Source organism: Nosocomiicoccus sp. HMSC067E10, assembly GCF_001810835.1.
Taxonomy (GTDB): domain Bacteria; phylum Bacillota; class Bacilli; order Staphylococcales; family Salinicoccaceae; genus Nosocomiicoccus; species Nosocomiicoccus ampullae_A.
In genome coordinates this window covers 52,666-70,988 of sequence record NZ_KV802776.1, presented here as the reverse complement: position 1 = coordinate 70,988, position 18,323 = coordinate 52,666, and the positions used below count along the sequence as shown (strand labels likewise).

17 protein-coding genes are annotated in these 18,323 nt (G+C 36.5%); 15 read left to right on the top strand and 2 right to left on the bottom strand.

The genetic code is table 11. From position 1 onward, the window contains the following. Positions 1–31 precede the first annotated feature (31 nt). The 10 genes from HMPREF2767_RS07620 (at position 32) to gatB (ending at position 11,505) form a co-directional block, all read left to right on the top strand. On the top strand, positions 32–607 hold the full coding sequence (locus HMPREF2767_RS07620; protein ID WP_070623739.1) for a DUF2179 domain-containing protein: 576 nt from the start codon (positions 32–34) through the stop codon (positions 605–607). Further along, entirely contained in the window at positions 597–794 is a 198-nt protein-coding gene (locus HMPREF2767_RS07615; protein WP_070623634.1) for an NETI motif-containing protein, read from the top strand. Before HMPREF2767_RS07620 ends, HMPREF2767_RS07615 begins: the two co-directional genes overlap by 11 nt. A gap of 22 nt (positions 795–816) precedes the next feature. After that, complete coding sequence (gene purB / locus HMPREF2767_RS07610) at positions 817–2,115, top strand: adenylosuccinate lyase (RefSeq protein WP_070623631.1); 1,299 nt, start codon at positions 817–819, stop codon at positions 2,113–2,115. A gap of 103 nt (positions 2,116–2,218) precedes the next feature. Next, positions 2,219–2,893 (top strand): heptaprenylglyceryl phosphate synthase, encoded by a 675-nt coding sequence (locus HMPREF2767_RS07605; RefSeq protein ID WP_070623628.1) that lies wholly within the window; start codon positions 2,219–2,221, stop codon positions 2,891–2,893. Then, entirely contained in the window at positions 2,893–5,058 is a 2,166-nt protein-coding gene (pcrA, locus tag HMPREF2767_RS07600) for a DNA helicase PcrA (protein WP_070458518.1), read from the top strand. Before HMPREF2767_RS07605 ends, pcrA begins: the two co-directional genes overlap by 1 nt. A gap of 6 nt (positions 5,059–5,064) precedes the next feature. Next, complete coding sequence (ligA, locus tag HMPREF2767_RS07595; RefSeq protein ID WP_070623625.1) at positions 5,065–7,035, top strand: NAD-dependent DNA ligase LigA; 1,971 nt, start codon at positions 5,065–5,067, stop codon at positions 7,033–7,035. A gap of 3 nt (positions 7,036–7,038) precedes the next feature. After that, a complete protein-coding gene (locus HMPREF2767_RS07590; RefSeq protein ID WP_040928987.1) occupies positions 7,039–8,244 on the top strand; it encodes a CamS family sex pheromone protein in 1,206 nt (401 codons plus the stop codon). A 64-nt stretch (positions 8,245–8,308) separates the two neighbouring features. After that, a complete protein-coding gene (gene gatC / locus HMPREF2767_RS07585) occupies positions 8,309–8,599 on the top strand; it encodes an Asp-tRNA(Asn)/Glu-tRNA(Gln) amidotransferase subunit GatC (RefSeq protein WP_040928986.1) in 291 nt (96 codons plus the stop codon). Between the two features lie 11 nt (positions 8,600–8,610). Next, the gene (gene gatA, locus HMPREF2767_RS07580) at positions 8,611–10,074 is read left to right on the top strand and encodes an Asp-tRNA(Asn)/Glu-tRNA(Gln) amidotransferase subunit GatA (RefSeq protein WP_070623622.1); all 1,464 of its coding nucleotides are present in this window, start codon (positions 8,611–8,613) and stop codon (positions 10,072–10,074) included. Beyond that, on the top strand, positions 10,075–11,505 hold the full coding sequence (gene gatB, locus HMPREF2767_RS07575) for an Asp-tRNA(Asn)/Glu-tRNA(Gln) amidotransferase subunit GatB (protein WP_040928984.1): 1,431 nt from the start codon (positions 10,075–10,077) through the stop codon (positions 11,503–11,505). 46 nt (positions 11,506–11,551) lie between these two features. Here gatB and HMPREF2767_RS07570 read toward each other — a convergent pair whose 3' ends face one another. Continuing rightward, positions 11,552–12,322 carry a hypothetical protein gene (locus tag HMPREF2767_RS07570; protein ID WP_070458530.1) on the bottom strand — a complete coding sequence of 257 codons (771 nt, stop codon included), beginning with the start codon at positions 12,320–12,322 and terminating at the stop codon, positions 11,552–11,554. Positions 12,323–12,461: 139 nt separating this feature from the next. Between HMPREF2767_RS07570 and HMPREF2767_RS07565 the strand changes: the two genes are divergently transcribed. Beyond that, a complete protein-coding gene (locus HMPREF2767_RS07565; RefSeq protein ID WP_040928982.1) occupies positions 12,462–13,349 on the top strand; it encodes a diacylglycerol kinase in 888 nt (295 codons plus the stop codon). Positions 13,350–13,358: 9 nt separating this feature from the next. On the opposite strand, the gene HMPREF2767_RS07560 is transcribed toward HMPREF2767_RS07565, so the two are convergent. Further along, entirely contained in the window at positions 13,359–13,583 is a 225-nt protein-coding gene (locus HMPREF2767_RS07560; protein WP_068131008.1) for a hypothetical protein, read from the bottom strand. 76 nt (positions 13,584–13,659) lie between these two features. On the opposite strand from HMPREF2767_RS07560, the gene rlmD (HMPREF2767_RS07555) reads away from it, so the two are divergent. The 4 genes from rlmD (HMPREF2767_RS07555) to rlmD (HMPREF2767_RS07540) all read left to right on the top strand — a co-directional run bounded on the left by rlmD (HMPREF2767_RS07555) (position 13,660) and on the right by rlmD (HMPREF2767_RS07540) (position 17,976). After that, complete coding sequence (gene rlmD / locus HMPREF2767_RS07555; protein WP_070623620.1) at positions 13,660–14,991, top strand: 23S rRNA (uracil(1939)-C(5))-methyltransferase RlmD; 1,332 nt, start codon at positions 13,660–13,662, stop codon at positions 14,989–14,991. Between the two features lie 82 nt (positions 14,992–15,073). Continuing rightward, on the top strand, positions 15,074–15,670 hold the full coding sequence (locus tag HMPREF2767_RS07550) for a type IV toxin-antitoxin system AbiEi family antitoxin domain-containing protein (protein ID WP_068131002.1): 597 nt from the start codon (positions 15,074–15,076) through the stop codon (positions 15,668–15,670). Beyond that, on the top strand, positions 15,663–16,496 hold the full coding sequence (locus HMPREF2767_RS07545; protein ID WP_070458538.1) for a nucleotidyl transferase AbiEii/AbiGii toxin family protein: 834 nt from the start codon (positions 15,663–15,665) through the stop codon (positions 16,494–16,496). The genes HMPREF2767_RS07550 and HMPREF2767_RS07545 overlap by 8 nt, the downstream gene beginning before the upstream one ends. Positions 16,497–16,587: 91 nt before the next feature. Further along, positions 16,588–17,976 (top strand): 23S rRNA (uracil(1939)-C(5))-methyltransferase RlmD, encoded by a 1,389-nt coding sequence (gene rlmD / locus HMPREF2767_RS07540; RefSeq protein WP_070623617.1) that lies wholly within the window; start codon positions 16,588–16,590, stop codon positions 17,974–17,976. The last annotated feature ends 347 nt before the right edge of the window (positions 17,977–18,323 follow it).

The following is an 18,323-nucleotide window of genomic DNA, read 5'->3' as shown; positions in this document are numbered from 1 at the left end:
GTTACAATTAATTAGTGAAAACGCATGGCTGATGGTACTTACAATCTTTTTAATCAACATATGTTACGTCTCGTTTTTAACGATGCGTACGATTTCGACGTTAAAAGGATATAAGTACGTCGCTGCGTTAGTGAGTATTTTTGAAACGCTCATTTATATTATCGGACTTGGTCTAGTGTTAGATAACTTAGATAAGCCGATTAACATACTTGCGTATGCGTTTGGTTTTGGTACAGGGATACTCGTTGGTATCCGCATCGAAGAAAAGCTTGCTTTAGGATATCAAGTCGTCAATGCAATAACTGCAGAAAAAGATAAAGATTTGCCGATGCAGTTAAGAGAACTTGGCTACGGTGTTACGCACGGGTACAGTTATGGACGTGACGGTGAACGTACGACGATGCAAATTTTAACGCCGAGACGCCACGAGAAAAAACTTATAAATACGATTATTGAGCTTGATCCGAATGCATTTATCGTGTCATATGAGCCAAAATCTATTCACGGTGGATTCTGGACAAAAGGTGTACGAAATCGTGAAGTTGCGTCATATGACGTTGAAGATGTAGAAGAAATTTTAGAAGAAGTCAGTACTAATGAAAAATAAAAAACAACTAAAAAAGAAGAAGTTTGAAGTTACAGAGAACGATACGATTGAATCCGTGTTACAACAAATGAGAAGTGAAGGTTATACGCCCGTGAGACGTATAGAAAAACCTGTCTTTAAGGAAACAGAAAACGGGATTGAAGTGAGTCACCAAGAAATAGTATTTGAAGGCAAATTAATCGACTAACGATAAAAGGAGACGTATAAATATGATTCCTCGTTATACTAGAGAAGAAATGGCCAATATTTGGACAGAAGAAAACAAATTTCGTGCATGGTTAGAAGTTGAAATTTTAGCAGCAGAAGCGTGGGCAGAGCTTGGAGAAATTCCAATGGATGAAGTAAAACAACTCCGTCCAAATGCCAAAATTGACATCGACCGAATTAAAGAGATTGAAGCAGAAACACGCCACGACGTCGTCGCATTTACACGTCAAATTTCTGAAACGTTAGGTCCAGAGAAAAAGTGGGTCCACTACGGCCTCACGTCAACAGACGTCGTCGATACGGCACAAGGGTACTTAATCAAACAAGCAAACGAAATTATCGAGAAAGATTTAAATGCATTTTTAGACGTCTTAAAAGATAAAGCACAAGCACATAAATACACGTTAATGATGGGTAGAACACATGGTATTCATGCTGAACCGACATCGTTTGGTATTAAGCTTGCATTATGGTATGAAGAAATGAAACGTAACTTAGAGCGTTTTAAGTATGCTAGAAAAGATATTGAAGTCGGTAAGATGAGTGGAGCAGTCGGTAACTTTGCAAATATCCCACCTGAAATCGAAGAGTACGTCTGTAAACATCTCGGTTTAGACTATGCACGTGTATCGACGCAAACGTTACAGCGCGATCGCCATGCATTTTATATTTCGACACTTGCGTTAATCGCAACATCTGTTGAAAAAATGGCAGTAGAAGTTCGTCATTTACAACGTAGTGAAGTGCGTGAAGTCGAAGAAGCGTTTAGAAAAGGACAAAAAGGTTCGAGTGCGATGCCACATAAACGTAACCCAATCGGCTCAGAAAACGTTACTGGAATTGCGAGAATCATTCGTGGGTATATGACGCCAGCATTTGAAAACGTACCGTTATGGCATGAAAGAGATATCTCACACTCAAGTGCAGAGCGTATTATGCTACCGGACGTTACGATTTTAACAAATTATATGTTAAATCGATTTAAAAATATTATTCAAAACTTAGTCGTTTTTGAAGACAATATGAAAGCAAATATTAACGCGTCATATGGACTTGTGAACTCTCAGCGTGTCATGCTCGGTTTAATCGATAAAGGACTATCACGTGAAGCAGCATATGATCTCGTTCAACCACGTGCGATGGAAGCATGGGAAGGTAAACAAGCTCTACAACCGTTAATAGAGAACGACGCAGAAATCACGAAATATTTATCACAAGAAGATATTGATGATGCGTTTGATAACAGACATTATTTACAATCAGTAGACCGTATATTTGAACGTGTCGGATTAGAAGAATAAACCTAGACATTGTCTAGGTTTTTTTCGTGGATGACTATCGTACGTTTAGAATGCATAGTAAAAAAATGCTATAATTATAATATTGATTTTATGGAGGAAACGAATGTTAAGCGACGTAAAACATATATTTAAATTAGATCCAGCGAAAGAGATTAGCGATGAGCATTTAGAACGGTTAGCTGAAAGTAAAACAGATTTAATCGTCGTCGGAGGAACAGATAATGTCACTGAAGACAACGTTTTAGATTTACTCGCACGCGTGAGACGTTATAGTATTCCACTCGCACTTGAAATATCAAACACTGAATCTGTCATCGGTGGATTCGATCATTATTTCATCCCCGTTGTGTTTAATACGACGAACATTAAATATCATAACGGACTACTCGTCGAAGCGTTACATGAGTTTCACGATATTATCGATTACGACGAAGTCTCGATATTGCCATATATAATTTTAAATGAAGAGTGTAAAGCGTTTAACAAGGCGGAGTGCTATTTACCCGATGAAGAAACACTTACAAGCCTTGTAAATATGATTGATAAGCTATATGAGTCAAAGTATTTATACATCGAATGCAGTGGGACACTCATCGATGTAGACATTTTAAAACATATACATTCACAACTTAACTATAGCCATCTTATTTACGGTGGTGGAATTAAAAATCGTGAAGAGTTTAAAGAAAGAAAACCTTTCGCAAATACGTTAGTCGTCGGAAATTCAATTTACGATGACTTTACTCAAGCATTAAAAACGACAAATGAGGTAGAGTAATGGATTTATCTTTAATGAACCGAGCGCAATATGAAGCAATTACGACAACAGAAGGCCCTGTCCTCGTTATGGCTGGAGCTGGAAGTGGAAAAACACGTGTGTTAACGCATCGTATCGCATATTTAATTGAAGAAAAAGATGTGCCAAGCTATAACATTTTAGCGATCACATTTACAAATAAAGCAGCGAAAGAAATGAAAGAGCGTGTCGACAAACTAATCGACGACGACACATCTAAAATGTGGATTTCAACGTTCCACGCGATGTGCGTTAGAATTTTAAGACGAGATATCGATAAACTCGGCTACGATAGAAGTTTTTCAATCTTAGACACGACAGATCAGCTCAATGTCGTAAAAGATGTTTTAAAATCGATGAATATAGACCAAAAACAATATCCACCCCGCCAGTTTTTAAATGCTATTTCAAACTTTAAAAACGCATTAATTACTGAAAAAGAAGCGAAAGAAAACGCATATGATTTTAGAGAAAAACTAAATGCGGATATATATACGTCATACCAAGAAATTTTATATCGTAACAGTGCGCTAGATTTTGACGATTTAATTATGCTGACGATACAACTGTTTCAAAAAGATGAAGCAATCTTAAATTATTACCAAACAAAATTTCAATATATTCATGTCGATGAATATCAAGATACGAACCATGCACAATATCAGCTCGTCTATATGCTTAGTCAAAAATATGAAAATATTTGCGTCGTTGGGGATAGCGATCAGTCAATTTACAAATTCCGCGGTGCAGATATTATGAATATTTTAAACTTCGAAAAAGACTACGATAACGTAAAGACGATTTTACTCGAAGAAAACTACCGCTCGCATCAGCGTATATTAGACGCAGCGAATAACGTCATCGAAAACAATACGAGCCGCGTACCGAAAAATTTAGTGACAAGTCGTGGTAAAGGTGAAAAAATTACATCAATCGTCTCTCAAAACGAACGAGAAGAAGGCCAGCGTGTCGTTAAACAGATTCAAAAACTCAAAAATGAAGGATACAGATTTAACGACATGGCTGTATTATACCGCGCAAACTCACAGTCACGTGCAATCGAAGATGCACTCGTAAAATCATCCCTACCATATAATATGGTTGGTGGTATGAAGTTCTATCAACGTAAAGAAATTAAAGACTTAATGAGTTATATGAAAGTCGTTTTAAATATCCACGATGATATCGCAATGGAACGTATTATTAATACACCAAAGCGTGGAATCGGACCGAAGACGATCGACACGTTAAAGCAACACGCGAACGCGTTAAATTCGAGCATATACGACGCAATTAAAGACGCGGATTTCATCGGTCTATCAAAGAAAAACGCTGAAAACTTAGCACAATTATTAAGTGTACTTGAAAACTTAAAAGAAAAGTCTAAGTTTATGTCGATTACAGACTTAGTCGATGAAATACTCCACGACACTGGATATTTAAATATGCTTATCCGTGAAAACACACTTGAAAGTAATTCACGAATAGAAAACTTAGAAGAGTTTAAAACAGTAACGAAAGAATTTGACGAAACACATACGATTGGAGACGAACTGCTCTTTGACTTTTTAAGTGATATGGCACTCGTTAGTGATCAAGATAGTGTTGACGATACAGATGCTGTCACACTTATGACAATCCACGCCTCTAAAGGACTCGAGTTTAAAGTGATTTTCATTGTTGGTCTTGAGGAAGGGCTATTTCCTTCATATAGATCGATGGATACTGAAGAAGAACTCGAAGAAGAGCGCAGACTCATGTACGTTGCGATCACACGTGCGATGGAGCGCTTAATCATTTCACGTGCGACGTCACGTACAATATTTGGTCGCACAAATAACGCAATGGAAAGCCAATTCTGGTCAGAAATACCAGCAGATTTAGTTGAAGGTGAATCACTCATTTCTGTTTACGACGGACGTAGTAGTAGCAGTAAAAAACGTCCACGTAGTAAAAGCCAAGTGTTTACAGATAATAGTGGTGTAACATTTAACGTTGGCGATAAAGTGACACACAAAACGTTTGGTGACGGTATGATTACAGCAATTAACGGGTCAGGTGACAGTGAGGAGCTCGATATCGTATTTTCAAAAGTTGGTCCGAAACGTTTACTTGCGAAATTCGCACCAATTGAAAAGAAAGAGTGATAACAAATGGAAAAACGCATGCGAGAATTAGAAAAACTTCTGACGCAGTACAATTATGAATATCATGTTTTAGATCACCCTTCGGTTCCAGACGAAACGTATGACAAATTATTCCATGAGTTACTTCATCTTGAAGAACAATATCCTGAGTTAAAAAGTGACACGTCTCCAACTTCTAGAGTCGGAGGAGTGGTGCTTGATAAGTTTGAAAAAGTCACGCATGAGACGCCGATGTTATCTTTATCTAATGCGTTTAACGAAGCAGATTTACGTGCATTTAACGATAGAGTAGAACGCGCAGTCGGAAAAGTAGAGTATATGTGTGAATTAAAAATCGACGGTCTTGCAGTATCGCTTTTATATCAAGACGGTAAATTCTCTCAAGGTGCCACACGTGGCGACGGTACTGTTGGTGAAAATATTACTGATAACTTAAGAACGATTCGAGCGATTCCACTGTCAACAGATTTAAATGCACAATTTGAAGTACGCGGTGAAGCGTATATGCCAAAAAAAGCATTTGAAACGTTAAATAAACGTCGCGAAGAAAATAATGAACAAGTATTCCAAAATCCGAGAAACGCTGCAGCAGGTAGTTTACGTCAACTCAATACGAAACTGACGAGTGAACGTAATTTATCTATATTTTTATACGGGACACCACGCGCGGACATATTAGGGGTAACGTCTCAAAGTGAGGCGCTCGATCAGCTCGATAAGTTAGGATTTAAAACAAACAAAGAACGCGCAGTGAAAGAAGATATCGACGGGGTGATTGAATACGTCAACTACTGGCAAGAGCACCGTAATGAGTTACCGTATGAAATCGACGGAATTGTTATTAAAGTGAACAACATAGACCTACAAGAAGAAATTGGTTATACTGTCCGCTCGCCAAAATGGGCAATTGCGTATAAGTTTCCAGCTGAAGAAGCAAAAACGAAAATTATAGACATTGAACTGACAGTCGGTCGTACAGGTGTCATTACACCGACGGCAATTTTAGAACCGGTTCGTGTCGCTGGGACGACTGTTGCACGTGCGTCACTTCATAATCATGAGCTAATCGAGGAAAAAGATATTCGTATTAACGACACGGTAATTATCCATAAAGCCGGAGATATTATCCCGGAAGTTGTGCGTGTCGTGTACGAAGAACGTACAAACCAAGAAGTGTATAAAGCACCGACACAGTGCCCGTCATGTGGTCATGAAGCGGTTAAGTTAGACGAAGAAGTTGCGATTCGTTGTATTAACCCGAAATGTCCGGCTCAAATCGTAGAAGATATTATTCACTTTGCTTCTCGAGGGGCAATGAATATCGACGGACTCGGTGAGAAATTTGTTCATCAGTTATACGATGCGAAACTCATTTCAGACGTTGCAGATCTATACACACTTAAAAAAGAGGAACTTATAGAGTTAGACCGTGTGGGAGATAAAAAAGCTGAGAACCTCTTAAACGCAATCGAAGCGAGTAAAGAAGCACCACTTCAAAAGTTATTATTTGGTCTTGGTATTCGTTTTCTCGGCCAAAAAGCATCACGTTTAATTGCTGAGAGATTTATAACGATGGATAATATTTTATCTGCTGAAAAAGACGAGTTGATGGAAGTTCCTGAAATCGGTGAAGTGATCGCAGATTCTGTTGTAACGTATACGTCAAACGAAGATTTTATTCATCTTATAGAAAAACTAAAATCAGCAGGTTTAAATATGACTGAAGAGGTTGAAGAGCAAGAGAGTACACAGTTTGACGGGATGACGTTTGTGTTAACAGGTAAACTCGAAGAGTTAACACGTAAGGAAGCGAAAGAAAAAATTGAGTTAAATGGCGGGAAAGTGACAGGTAGTGTGTCTAAAAACACAGATGTCGTCGTCGCTGGAAGTGATGCGGGGTCTAAATTAGACCGTGCGAGAGAGTTAGAAATTACTGTATGGAGTGAAGCGGATTTACTCGAAAGGTTGGGCGAATAGCAAATGAAAAAACTTGTAATGAGTACGTTGTTTGGTACAGCGATATTAACGGCATGTTCGAATACGTCTGTCGACGTTGAGAATGCGTCAGAAAATAACGATGAAAATAACAATAACGTTCAAACTGTACGAAATGAAGATGTACAAGATAGTGTCACACAGAGTATTTCAAGCGATTATTACCAATCTGTCTTACCATACGAACTCTCTCCAGCACGCGGGTTAACAAGTTCTAACATGGTTTCAACGTATAACATGGAAGCATTTGAAAAAGGCCTTTTTGAGCAGTCGAAAAGATTCTTTCCAACAGATGAATACGTGTTTCGCGAAGGACAAATTATGTCTGAGAAAATGACTCGAGAGTATTTAAAACGTCAATATACGAAAGAACAAATCGATGAGATGGATGAGGCAACACTTAAAAGGACAGGTGCGTTTAGTAACTTAGGGTTAAACCCATCAAACAACGGAGAAGAAGATCCAGAAAAACTTGCAGAGAACGCGCCACTTTACTTATCTCATATACTTGAGCAAGACTACTTAAAAATTGACGAAGAAGGTAATCAGACGTTCGAAGGGATTACGTTCGGTCTTGCAATGAACAGTGAGTACTTATATCAAAAAGAGCAGTATGGTACGACATATCAAAAAGATTTAGATTTAGAAGTCGTTCAAAAAGAGGGCGAAGATATGGCGCGTGAAATTTTAGAGAGACTTCGAGAAAACAGTGATTATGTCGATAAAAAAGTCGTATTTGCGATCTTTATCCAATCAAAAGGAACGGATATTATACCTGGTAACTTCGTATCCTACGCGGTTGTTGAACCAGGTGCAAAAGAAATTCCTAAGTTTGAAACAATCGATGAACAGAACGTTTTACTACCGTCAAATAATGAATCAGTACCAGAAGACGTGAACAGCGAATACCGCGCATTTAACCGTGAACTCGAAAGTTACTTTAAATCATTTTCTACAAGTGTCGGACGTGGTGTGATTCGTGACGGTAAACTCGACGAGTTATCGATTGAAATACCATTTGAATACGAGTCACGTGGTGAAATGGTCGGCTTAAGCCAATTCGTGTATGAACTTGTCGAAAAACATTTTAAAGGCACAAAAGTTCAAGCAAAGATTCAAGATAAGTCAAAAGTGTATTCGATTATTACGTCTGACGGTGAAGAGAATACGGAACTTTATATTACAGAATAACAAACAATAGAATTGAAACGTATATTTTGATAAAATAATACGTGTTTTAAAAAGGAGGATATTTATGCCAACAGTATCAAAAGAAGAAGTACTAAAGATGGCAGACGTTGCGAAAGTTGCATTAACTGAAGATGAAGCAACGCGTTATGCCGAGTCTATTACAGACATCGTACAACGTGCAGAGGATTTAAAAAACATGGACTTATCTGACGTTGAACCAGCAACACATGCGTTAGAGATTTATGACGTCGTACGTGAAGACGATCCAAACAATCAAGTGTCGATTGAAGACGCGTTATTAAACTCAGAATCAACAGAAGACGGACAATTTAAAGTACCAAAAATGATTTCCTAGGAGGGACATTGGTGACTAACATTCATCATTTAACGGTTGAAGAAATCGTATCAAAAATTAAGCAAAAAGAACTCACACCTTCAGAAGTCGTTGAAGGATTATATAAACATATTGAAGCGCATGATAATAGCGTTCAGTCATTCATCAAATTAACGAAAGAAGACGCATTAAAAGAAGCAAAGCATCTTGATGAATTGCAAGCAAAAGATGAAATGACAGGTGAACTATTTGGATTACCGGTCGGTATTAAAGATAACATTTTAACAAAAGGGATCACGACAACAGCAGCATCTAAAATGCTTGAAAACTTTACACCAATTAACGACGCGACGGTCGTTAAAAAGTTAAAAGACGCAGAAACAATTAGTCTCGGTAAAATTAACTTAGACGAGTTTGCGATGGGATCAACAACTGAAACGTCCTATTATAAAAAGACGACAAATGCTTGGAGCACAACACTCGTTCCAGGTGGATCTTCAGGTGGCTCTGCAGCTGCAGTTGCGGCAGGATTTGTGCCAGCAGCGCTCGGAACTGATACTGGTGGATCAATTCGTCAACCTGCAAGCTTTAACGGTGTCGTTGGTATGAAACCAACGTATGGAAGAGTATCACGTTTTGGTGGCATTGCATTCGGTTCATCATTTGACACAATTGGCCCAATTACAAAGACGGTAAAAGATAATGCGATACTTTTAAACGTTTTAAGTGGACTCGATGAGTTTGACGGTACAACTGCGGACAAAGAAGCGGATTTCTTAACAAACATCGATAACGATATTAAGGGTATGAAAATCGCAGTCGTTAAAGAATTAATGACAGAAGATGTTAACGCTGAAGTACGTGAAAGCATTGAAAAAGCAGTTGAAACGTTTAAATCACTCGGTGCTGAAGTTGAAGAAGTCAGTATCGATCATTTAGACAAAGTCATTTCAATTTATGAAATCGTAAGTTCAAGTGAAGCATTTTCTAACTTAGCACGCTTTGACGGAATTCGTTACGGTTACCGTGCTGAAGCAGAAAACTTAGAAGACTTATATAAGAAAACACGTGGAGAAGGTTTCGGTGACGAAGTAAAACGCCGTATCATTTTAGGTACGTATATGTTACAAGCAGGTCATTTTGAAGATTACTTCGAACAAGCGCAAAAAGTACGCCGATTAGTAATGGAAGAATTTGCGGAAGTTTTATCGAAATTCGATCTCATATTAACACCAACAACAGCTGCACCAGCACATGAATTTGGTAAACCAGACGAGAATGTATGGATGACAGACATCTTAACAATCCCTGCAAACTTAACAGGATTACCAGCATTATCAGTACCGTGTGGCTTAACTGAAGATAATCGTCCAATCGGATTACAAATCATTGGAAATCACTACGAAGAAAGTAAGATTTACAATGCAGCGTATAAATTCGAACAACAATTTAATCTTCACGATGAATTAAAAAATCTCACATTGGAGGTTAAATAAATGCATTTTGAAACAGTAATCGGACTCGAAGTACACGTCGAGTTAAATACAAAATCAAAAGTATTCTCAGGTGCACCTTCACACTTTGGTGCAGAACCAAATACAAACCTTTCTGTTATGGAACTTGCACATCCTGGTGCGTTACCAGTCGTTAACAAAACAGCAATCGAGTACGCAATGAAAGCAGCTCTTGCTTTAAATATGGAAATTCCATCTGTTACTCGATTTGACAGAAAGCATTACTTCTATCCAGATAACCCGAGTGCGTACCAAATTACGCAGGATAAAGAACCAATCGGTCAGCACGGACATATCGAAATTGAAGTGGATGGTAAAAAGAAAAAAATCGGTATCACGCGTCTACACTTAGAAGCGGATGCTGGTAAATCAGTCCATAAAGACGACCATTCACTCGTCGACTTAAACCGTCATGGTTCAGCACTTGTAGAAATCGTATCTGAACCAGATATTCGTACACCTGAAGAGGCATACAAATATTTAGAAAAACTAAAATCGATCATCCAATATACAGGTGTTTCTGACGTTAAAATGGAAGAAGGATCATTACGTGCGGATGCGAACATCTCAATTCGTCCATACGGACAAGATGAATTCGGTACGAAAACAGAGTTAAAGAACTTAAACTCATTTAACCACGTACGTAAAGGTTTAGAATTCGAAGAAAAACGCCAACAACAAGTCCTAATGTCAGGTGGAGAAATCAAACAAGAAACGAGACGTTTTGACGAAAAAACTGGCGAAACTATTTTAATGCGTGTTAAAGAAACTGCAGATGACTATCGTTACTTTAGAGATCCAGACTTAGGTCCGGTCAGAATTAGTGACGAATGGAGAGAATCTGTTAAAGCAAGTATTCCAGTACTCCCAGACGCGTTAAAAACACGTTACTTAGAAGAGTACGGTTTACCAGAATATGATGCAGATATTTTAACACTCACAAAAGAACACTCAGACTTCTTTAACGAGATGGTCGAAACTCATAAAGCTGATCCAAAACTTGCATCAAATTGGATCATGACTAGTGTGAACGAGTACTTAAACAAACAACAAGTAGAACTTCACGACACAGAAATCACACCGAAAAACTTAGCTGAAATGATCGGACTTATTGAAGACGGCACAATTTCAGGTAAACAAGCGAAAAAATTATTCTCTGAACTAATTAAAAACGGTGGAGAAGCTAAAGCAACAGCTAAAAAGCTCGGTATGGAGCAAATTTCAGACCCAGCAGTACTTGGTGAAATGGTTGAAGAAGTTCTTAATGAGAACCCACAATCAATCGCTGACTTTAAAGATGGTAAAGACCGTGCGATTGGATTCTTAGTTGGACAAATTATGAAAAAATCACGTGGACAAGCAAACCCACAAATGGTTAATAAGATTCTTTTAGAAGAAATTAATAAGAGATAATATTAAAAAAGACTTTGCACCTATAATTAAGGTGCAAAGTCTTTTATTATTGTAAGAAGAAGTCTCTAATGTTTTTAGCAACTTCTTTTTCTGCTTCACGAGTTAATACGTTTTGATCGTAATCAAACATGTCATCGAGCTCTATTCTACTATTATCAACGTAGAAGTAATCGTTCTCTCTCATAAATGTTTGATCATCTTCTAATACATTTTGTAAGTTAACATGTGCATGTGCGTTTGGTTCACTTAAAATGACAGCTGTCTTATTTGCTTCAAGTAGCGACATATACATACGTAATACGTTCGGTAAGTCGTGACTTGGAAGGACCTCTTCGTTATAGTCTTGAATTTGGAGTGCGCTTAATAGAACGACATCAGCACTGTCATTAATGTTTAACTGTGCAAGTTGACCAGAATTTACATCAATATCGATACGATTAAATTCAATCGTCGTATTGTTAAATGCTTCTTTTAAATCGTTCATGAATGCATCGCTATAATACGTCGGTAATACAACATCGACCGTTAACGGTTCGTTGTTTTGAATGTTTGCATCATACTTTTCTTGGATGACATCTTCATTAAATATAAGTGGTTCACTTGAAACATTATTTTCTGATGTAGAAGCTTCTTCTTTTCCATCATCTTCTTTGTTCGTGTGATCGTTTTTATCTTTTTGGTTATCGCTGTTACTGGAATTTTCTACTTGACTAGTATTGTTATTATTATCTACGTTACTCTTATTTTCGTGTAAAAAATTTAAGTATAATAAAAATAAAAATACTAGTGAAAGTAGGACAATAATTAGTTTTTTCATCAAATCTCCTCGTAATTTTTTAATGTCTATATTATATATGATACAATTATCTAGATTAGATAATACCATATTTAAAAATATTTTTCATTAACATGAGCAAATATTGTTAGTACGATCAAATATGCGTAGGTGATAGCTTATGAAAACAGCACGTATTATATATAATCCGACGGCAGGGCGAGAAGTGTTTGAGCAACAACTTCCTCAAATTCTCGAACGTTTAGAGCGTGCAGGGTACATTGCGAGTGCACATAGAACGACTGGTATTGGTGATGCGATTGTTGCTGCGAAACGTGCATGTGAACTCGAGTTTGATTTAGTCATTGCGGTTGGTGGAGACGGTACGGTAAATGAAGTCATTAACGGCCTACTTCAGCATGATACACCACCTGAGTTTGGGATTATCCCAATGGGGACAGTAAATGATTTTACACGAGCGCTAGGTATACCGAGTGATATTTTTGAAGCGCTCGACTATATTATTGAAGGTGAACCATTTGCGATAGACCTCGGTCTAATGAACGGTAAATACTTTATGAATATCGGTGGGGGCGGTAAGATTACAGAGGTGTCTTACGAAGCACCGAGTCGCTTAAAGGCAGTTATCGGATCTCTTGCATATTACGTAAAAGGAATTGAACTTATCCCGCAAATTACATCATTCCCAATACGAATTGAACACGATGATGATGTTTACACAGGACGTGTTATGTTGTTTTTAATCGGTTTAACAAACTCGATTGGCGGATTTGAACAACTCGTACCAGATGCTGAGTTAGACGACGGATATTTTTCGGTTTTAATATTAGAAGAGGTCAATTTAGCAGAGCTTGCACACGTTTTAACGCTTGCGATGCGTGGGGAGCATTTAAAGCACGATAAAGTAAAATACTTTAAATCAAGAGAGTTATATGTCTCGAGTTTCGAAGAAGTACAGTTAAATTTAGACGGAGAACTCGGTGGTGTGTTACCTGCACATTTTAAAAATTTACAACAAGCCATTAAAGTAAGAATTAAAAAAGAATAACCGCTTTGGTTATTCTTCGTTTTTTTGTTCATTTTTAATCGACTCGATTTCTTCATCGAACGTCGTTTTATGTTTTTCGTTAAATGCTTCAATATGCGTATTTCTTACGAGGGTAAAATTTAACGCAATAAAAAATGAGACACCAGTCATAATGATTGCTGGTAAGCCAAGTTCAAATGCAGTAAAAAGAATATATGCAAATAGAACCCATAACATCAAACCACTCGCTCTCACAACATACCCTCCCAAATCTTAATATAAATATTATAATTAATTTCATCTATTTTTAAAAGAGAAAACAGGGGATCACATGGACAATACATATAAAAGTAAAGTGTCAGGATATACACATGACGGTAGAGGTGTTGTAAAAGAAAATCACCTCGCGTTTATAGATGGCGCTATAAGAAATGAAACAATTACATATACACTCACTCAGACTGGTAATAAGTTTAGTCAGGGGAAAGTAGTAGATGTTTTATCGAGAAGTGAAAATCGTGTAAATCCACCGTGTAAATATTATGACATCTGTGGTGGATGCCACGTTCAACATATGAATGAAACCGAGGAACGAGACTTTAAAAAAGAAGCGGTTTTAAATACGTTAAGACGTCATATTAAAGATATAGAAGTGAACGATACAGTTGAACTTGACGAACTATATTATTACCGAAATAAAACAGTGTTTGCAGTGAGAGAACAGCGTGGTAAAGTGGTCATCGGTCAATTTCAAAAAAATGGTAAAGACGTCGTCGATATCGATCATTGTATGATTCAAAAAAGAAGTCATAACGAGATCATCGAAGTGTTAAGAAAACTGATAGTAAAATACGACATTTCAATTTACAATGAAGAGAAACATACTGGGTTTTTAAGGCACTTAATCATCCGTTCTAATCACGATGACAGTGAAATACAAATCGTGTTTGTTACGAATGGTAAATCATATACATTTAAACCATTAGTCGATGAACTCGTTCAAGACGCTAGAATTACAAGTGTCATTCAAAACATTCACACTGAAAGAACAAATCTCGTCACGAGTTACAACTCAGTCGTACGATACGGTAAGTCATATATAGTGGATGAGTTATTAAATAAACAATTTAAAGTGAAAGACTTATCGTTTTATCAAGTAAATCATGAAATTACAGAAAAGATGTATAGTGAAGCAATCGAACGGGCTGCACTAACAAAAACAGACGTCGTCATCGATGCGTATTCAGGTATTGGTACGATCGGTCAATTATTAGCAGACAAAGTGGATGAAGTAATTGGTGTAGAAGTCGTCGAAAGTGCAGTCGAGGACGCAAGAGACAATGCAAAGTTAAACGACATAAAAAATGCGACGTATGTATTAGGTAAAGCTGAAGAGAAAATTAAAGAGATTGTAAACGAAAAACATATCGATGCATTATTTATCGATCCTCCGAGAAAAGGGTGCGACCGTGCATTTTTAGATACGGTTTTACAAGTGGAACCAGAGAGAATCGTGTATATCTCATGTAATCCAGCAACACTCGGACGTGATTTAAAAATATTAAGTGAAAAATATACAATAGGACCAGTCACACCGTACAATATGTTTTCAAAGACGTATCATGTGGAGGCTCTAGTGCCACTGACAAGGAAAAATGATTAAATTTGAATTGATATGATTTCTATTTATTACTTCCTTTTGTGCTTTGTTTTATATATAATAAAGCACAAAAGGAAGTTTTTTTATGAACAAGAAAAAAATAAATAATATTATTAAAAAAAATAATGGAATAATTACAGCATCAGAAGCTACAGAAAAAAGTATAGATTCTTGGTATCTTACAGATATGGTTCGAAATGGTGAACTTGAAAGAGTAGCAAGAGGTGTTTATCTTCATCCTTCCTATGATAATTATGATGAACTATATATTTTCCAACTTCAACATAAGGTATGCATTTATTCTTATCAAACCGCGCTTTATTTACATGGTCTGACGGAAAGACTACCTTTTACTAACGAGGTTACGGTATATCAGGGATATAATACTTGGAGAGTAAAAGATATGGTTATACCTCATCATGTAAAAAAAGAATGGTACGAAGTGGGAATTACTGAGGTTAAAACGGAGATAGGTAATATAGTTTCGGTATATGATATGGAAAGAACACTTTGTGATATTGTTAGAGATCGAAAAAATCAAGATCCTGAAATATTTTCAAAAGCTTGGAATTTTTATCTGAAGAGAGATAGTAAAGATATATGGAAATTAAGAAAATATGCGAATATATTTGGAATATCCGAACAGATTGAAAATATTTTAGAGGTTATTGTATATGAATAAAGATAGTATAACTGCAAAAATTAGAAATAAAGCTATGGAATTAAAGATTAACTATAATTTAGCGCTAAATCAATTTTTCTTTGATGAATTCCTAAAACTTTTGTCACAAAGTAAGTATAAAGATAATTTCATGCTTAAGGGAGGTATTCTACTGACATATAAGTTAGGAGTTCAAAATAGAGCTACTCAAGATATAGACTTTTTAGCAAAGGGAATTAACATCGACTCTGACAATATTAAATCTATTTTAATATCAATAATTTCAGAAATTAATCAATCAGACGTTTGGTTTGAAATTGACGGGCATGGTGAAAGAATACGCTCTGATGATGAATATGGTGGACATAGATTTAAATTAATTGGCCATCTATCAAACATAAGGATTCCTTTTGCTGTAGATATTGCAACAGGAGATTCAGTTTATCCTAGTCCAGTTGATGAGGAATATCAGACAATCTTAGGAGATAGATATGACCTTAAATGTTATCCAATTGAGTCTGTTTTGTCGGAAAAACTCCATACGATATTAACTAGAGCTGAAAATAATAGTAGGAGTAAGGACTATTATGATGTTTATACAATTTTTAGCACACAAATAGAAAAAATAAATTTTGAAGATTTGAAAAGAGCTGTATCACTTACTTTTAAATATAGAAAAACAAATATTTCCAAAGATAGAGCTATTGAAATTATAAATCTTATAAAAAATAATGAATCAATTAGGGATAGATGGAGTAGATATCAGAATAAAAACCCATATGCTAAAGGAATAGATTTTGCTCAGGTTATTGGTACAATTTATAATTTAATTGAAGAGGTAATGTAAACAATTAATTCAGATAATTATGATGGAGACGGTAATGTCTATTACTTTAATTAGTCTAGAAACTAAAGAAGAAATGTAGAAGGTGAAGATTATGTCAAAGTCACGTACATATGATGTGACAATAAAAAGTTTTAATAAAAAAGGTCAAGGAGTTACTAAGTATCGAAGAGATGATTGGGAGGGTAAAGGTAAGAATTTACGTTTAACAATCCCTCTCACTATTCCTGGAGAAGTAGTCCGTGTTGAAGTACCAAATGCTATGAACCGTAAAAGTGCGTTTACGCATCCAATTGAAATTTTAAAAAAAGATGACAACCGTATCGACGCACCGTGTAAATATTTTGATATTTGTGGTGGATGTCAGTGGCAACATTTTGATTATAATGCGCAACTAAAAGTAAAAGAAAATGCGGTTAAAATGCACATCGAAAACAATGGTTTCGATCCTTCAGTGATTCGTCCAATTATCGGTGCAGAAAATATGTGGCGTTATCGTAACAAAATGGAGTTTACGTTCGGTAGTAACGGTGAACTAGGTCTCCATGAAATGGATAACTTTAGAAATATTATAGACCTTGATTCATGTTTAATTGCTGGTAGTGAGACTGAAAAAGTGATGAATTTAGTCTCAGAGTGGACGAAGCAAAGTGGTATTAAAACGTACAACAAAGATACAAAAGAAGGAATTTTACGTTACTTAATGGTGCGTGAATCTCAACATACAGGTGAAGTCATGTGTGCGATATTTGCTGCAGATGATCCAGAACCATATGAAGAAGAAATTAATAAACTATTAAAAACGTTAGTATCTGAAATAGAAAATATCGAGAGTATTACGTGGTCAAAAAATACGGATTTAGCAGATATGACGCAATCAGAACGTACAGTTGTTCTTCATGGTAGAGATTATATTCATGACGAAATGTACGGGTTTAATTACCGTCTATGGTTTGATACGTTTTTCCAAACAAATCCAAGACAAGCAGAAAAATTAGTAGACCTCGCGATAGACTTCGTGAAACCGACGAAAGATCAGTCGATGATTGACTTATTTTGCGGAGTAGGAACGTTCTCATTACCATTTGCAACGCGTGTTAAAAGACTCGCTGGAATTGAAATTGTCGAGAGTTCTATAGAATCAGCAAAACAAAACGCTGAAGAAAATGATATAGCGAATACATACTTCCTCGCAAAAGACGCTAGACGCGGTATCGACGAAGTGCTAGAAAACTGGGGTAGACCAGATGTCATTATGCTCGATCCACCAAGATCAGGTGCAGGTGGAAAAGTAATGCGTAGAATCGGACGCCTTCAAACAGATAGAGTAGTATACGTTTCATGTAACCCAGAAACATTCGCAAAAGACATCACATGGCTCAGAGATTTTGGCTATGAACTAAAAATCGTACAACCTGTAGATCTATTTCCGCATACAGTGCATGTGGAGTTGGTGGCGCTGTTGTCAAGGGTGGAAAAGTAAAAGGTTGAAGTGTTAAAAATGTGGGTAAGCAACAATTAAAAGTAATGAAAGCTGGATTTAAAGATGTGTTTGTGAAATATGAGTAAATAAAAACAACCGAGGAGCAGTTAAACTCTTCGGTTGTAACTTAAATGACTATTTAATCTTCCACAATCGCGCCCGATTGTGGAATTATTTAATTTAATTATAACACTTCAAACAATTCTCTCTTTGAGCCTTTTTATAAAATTTCAAAAGAAATTTATTTGTAATTTTTAAAAAGGGTGTTAAAAACCAACCTTTTAAAAACGATTAAATATTTTGCCTTTCAATATTTAATTCATCTTGTTCAATTTGATATTCTTGTT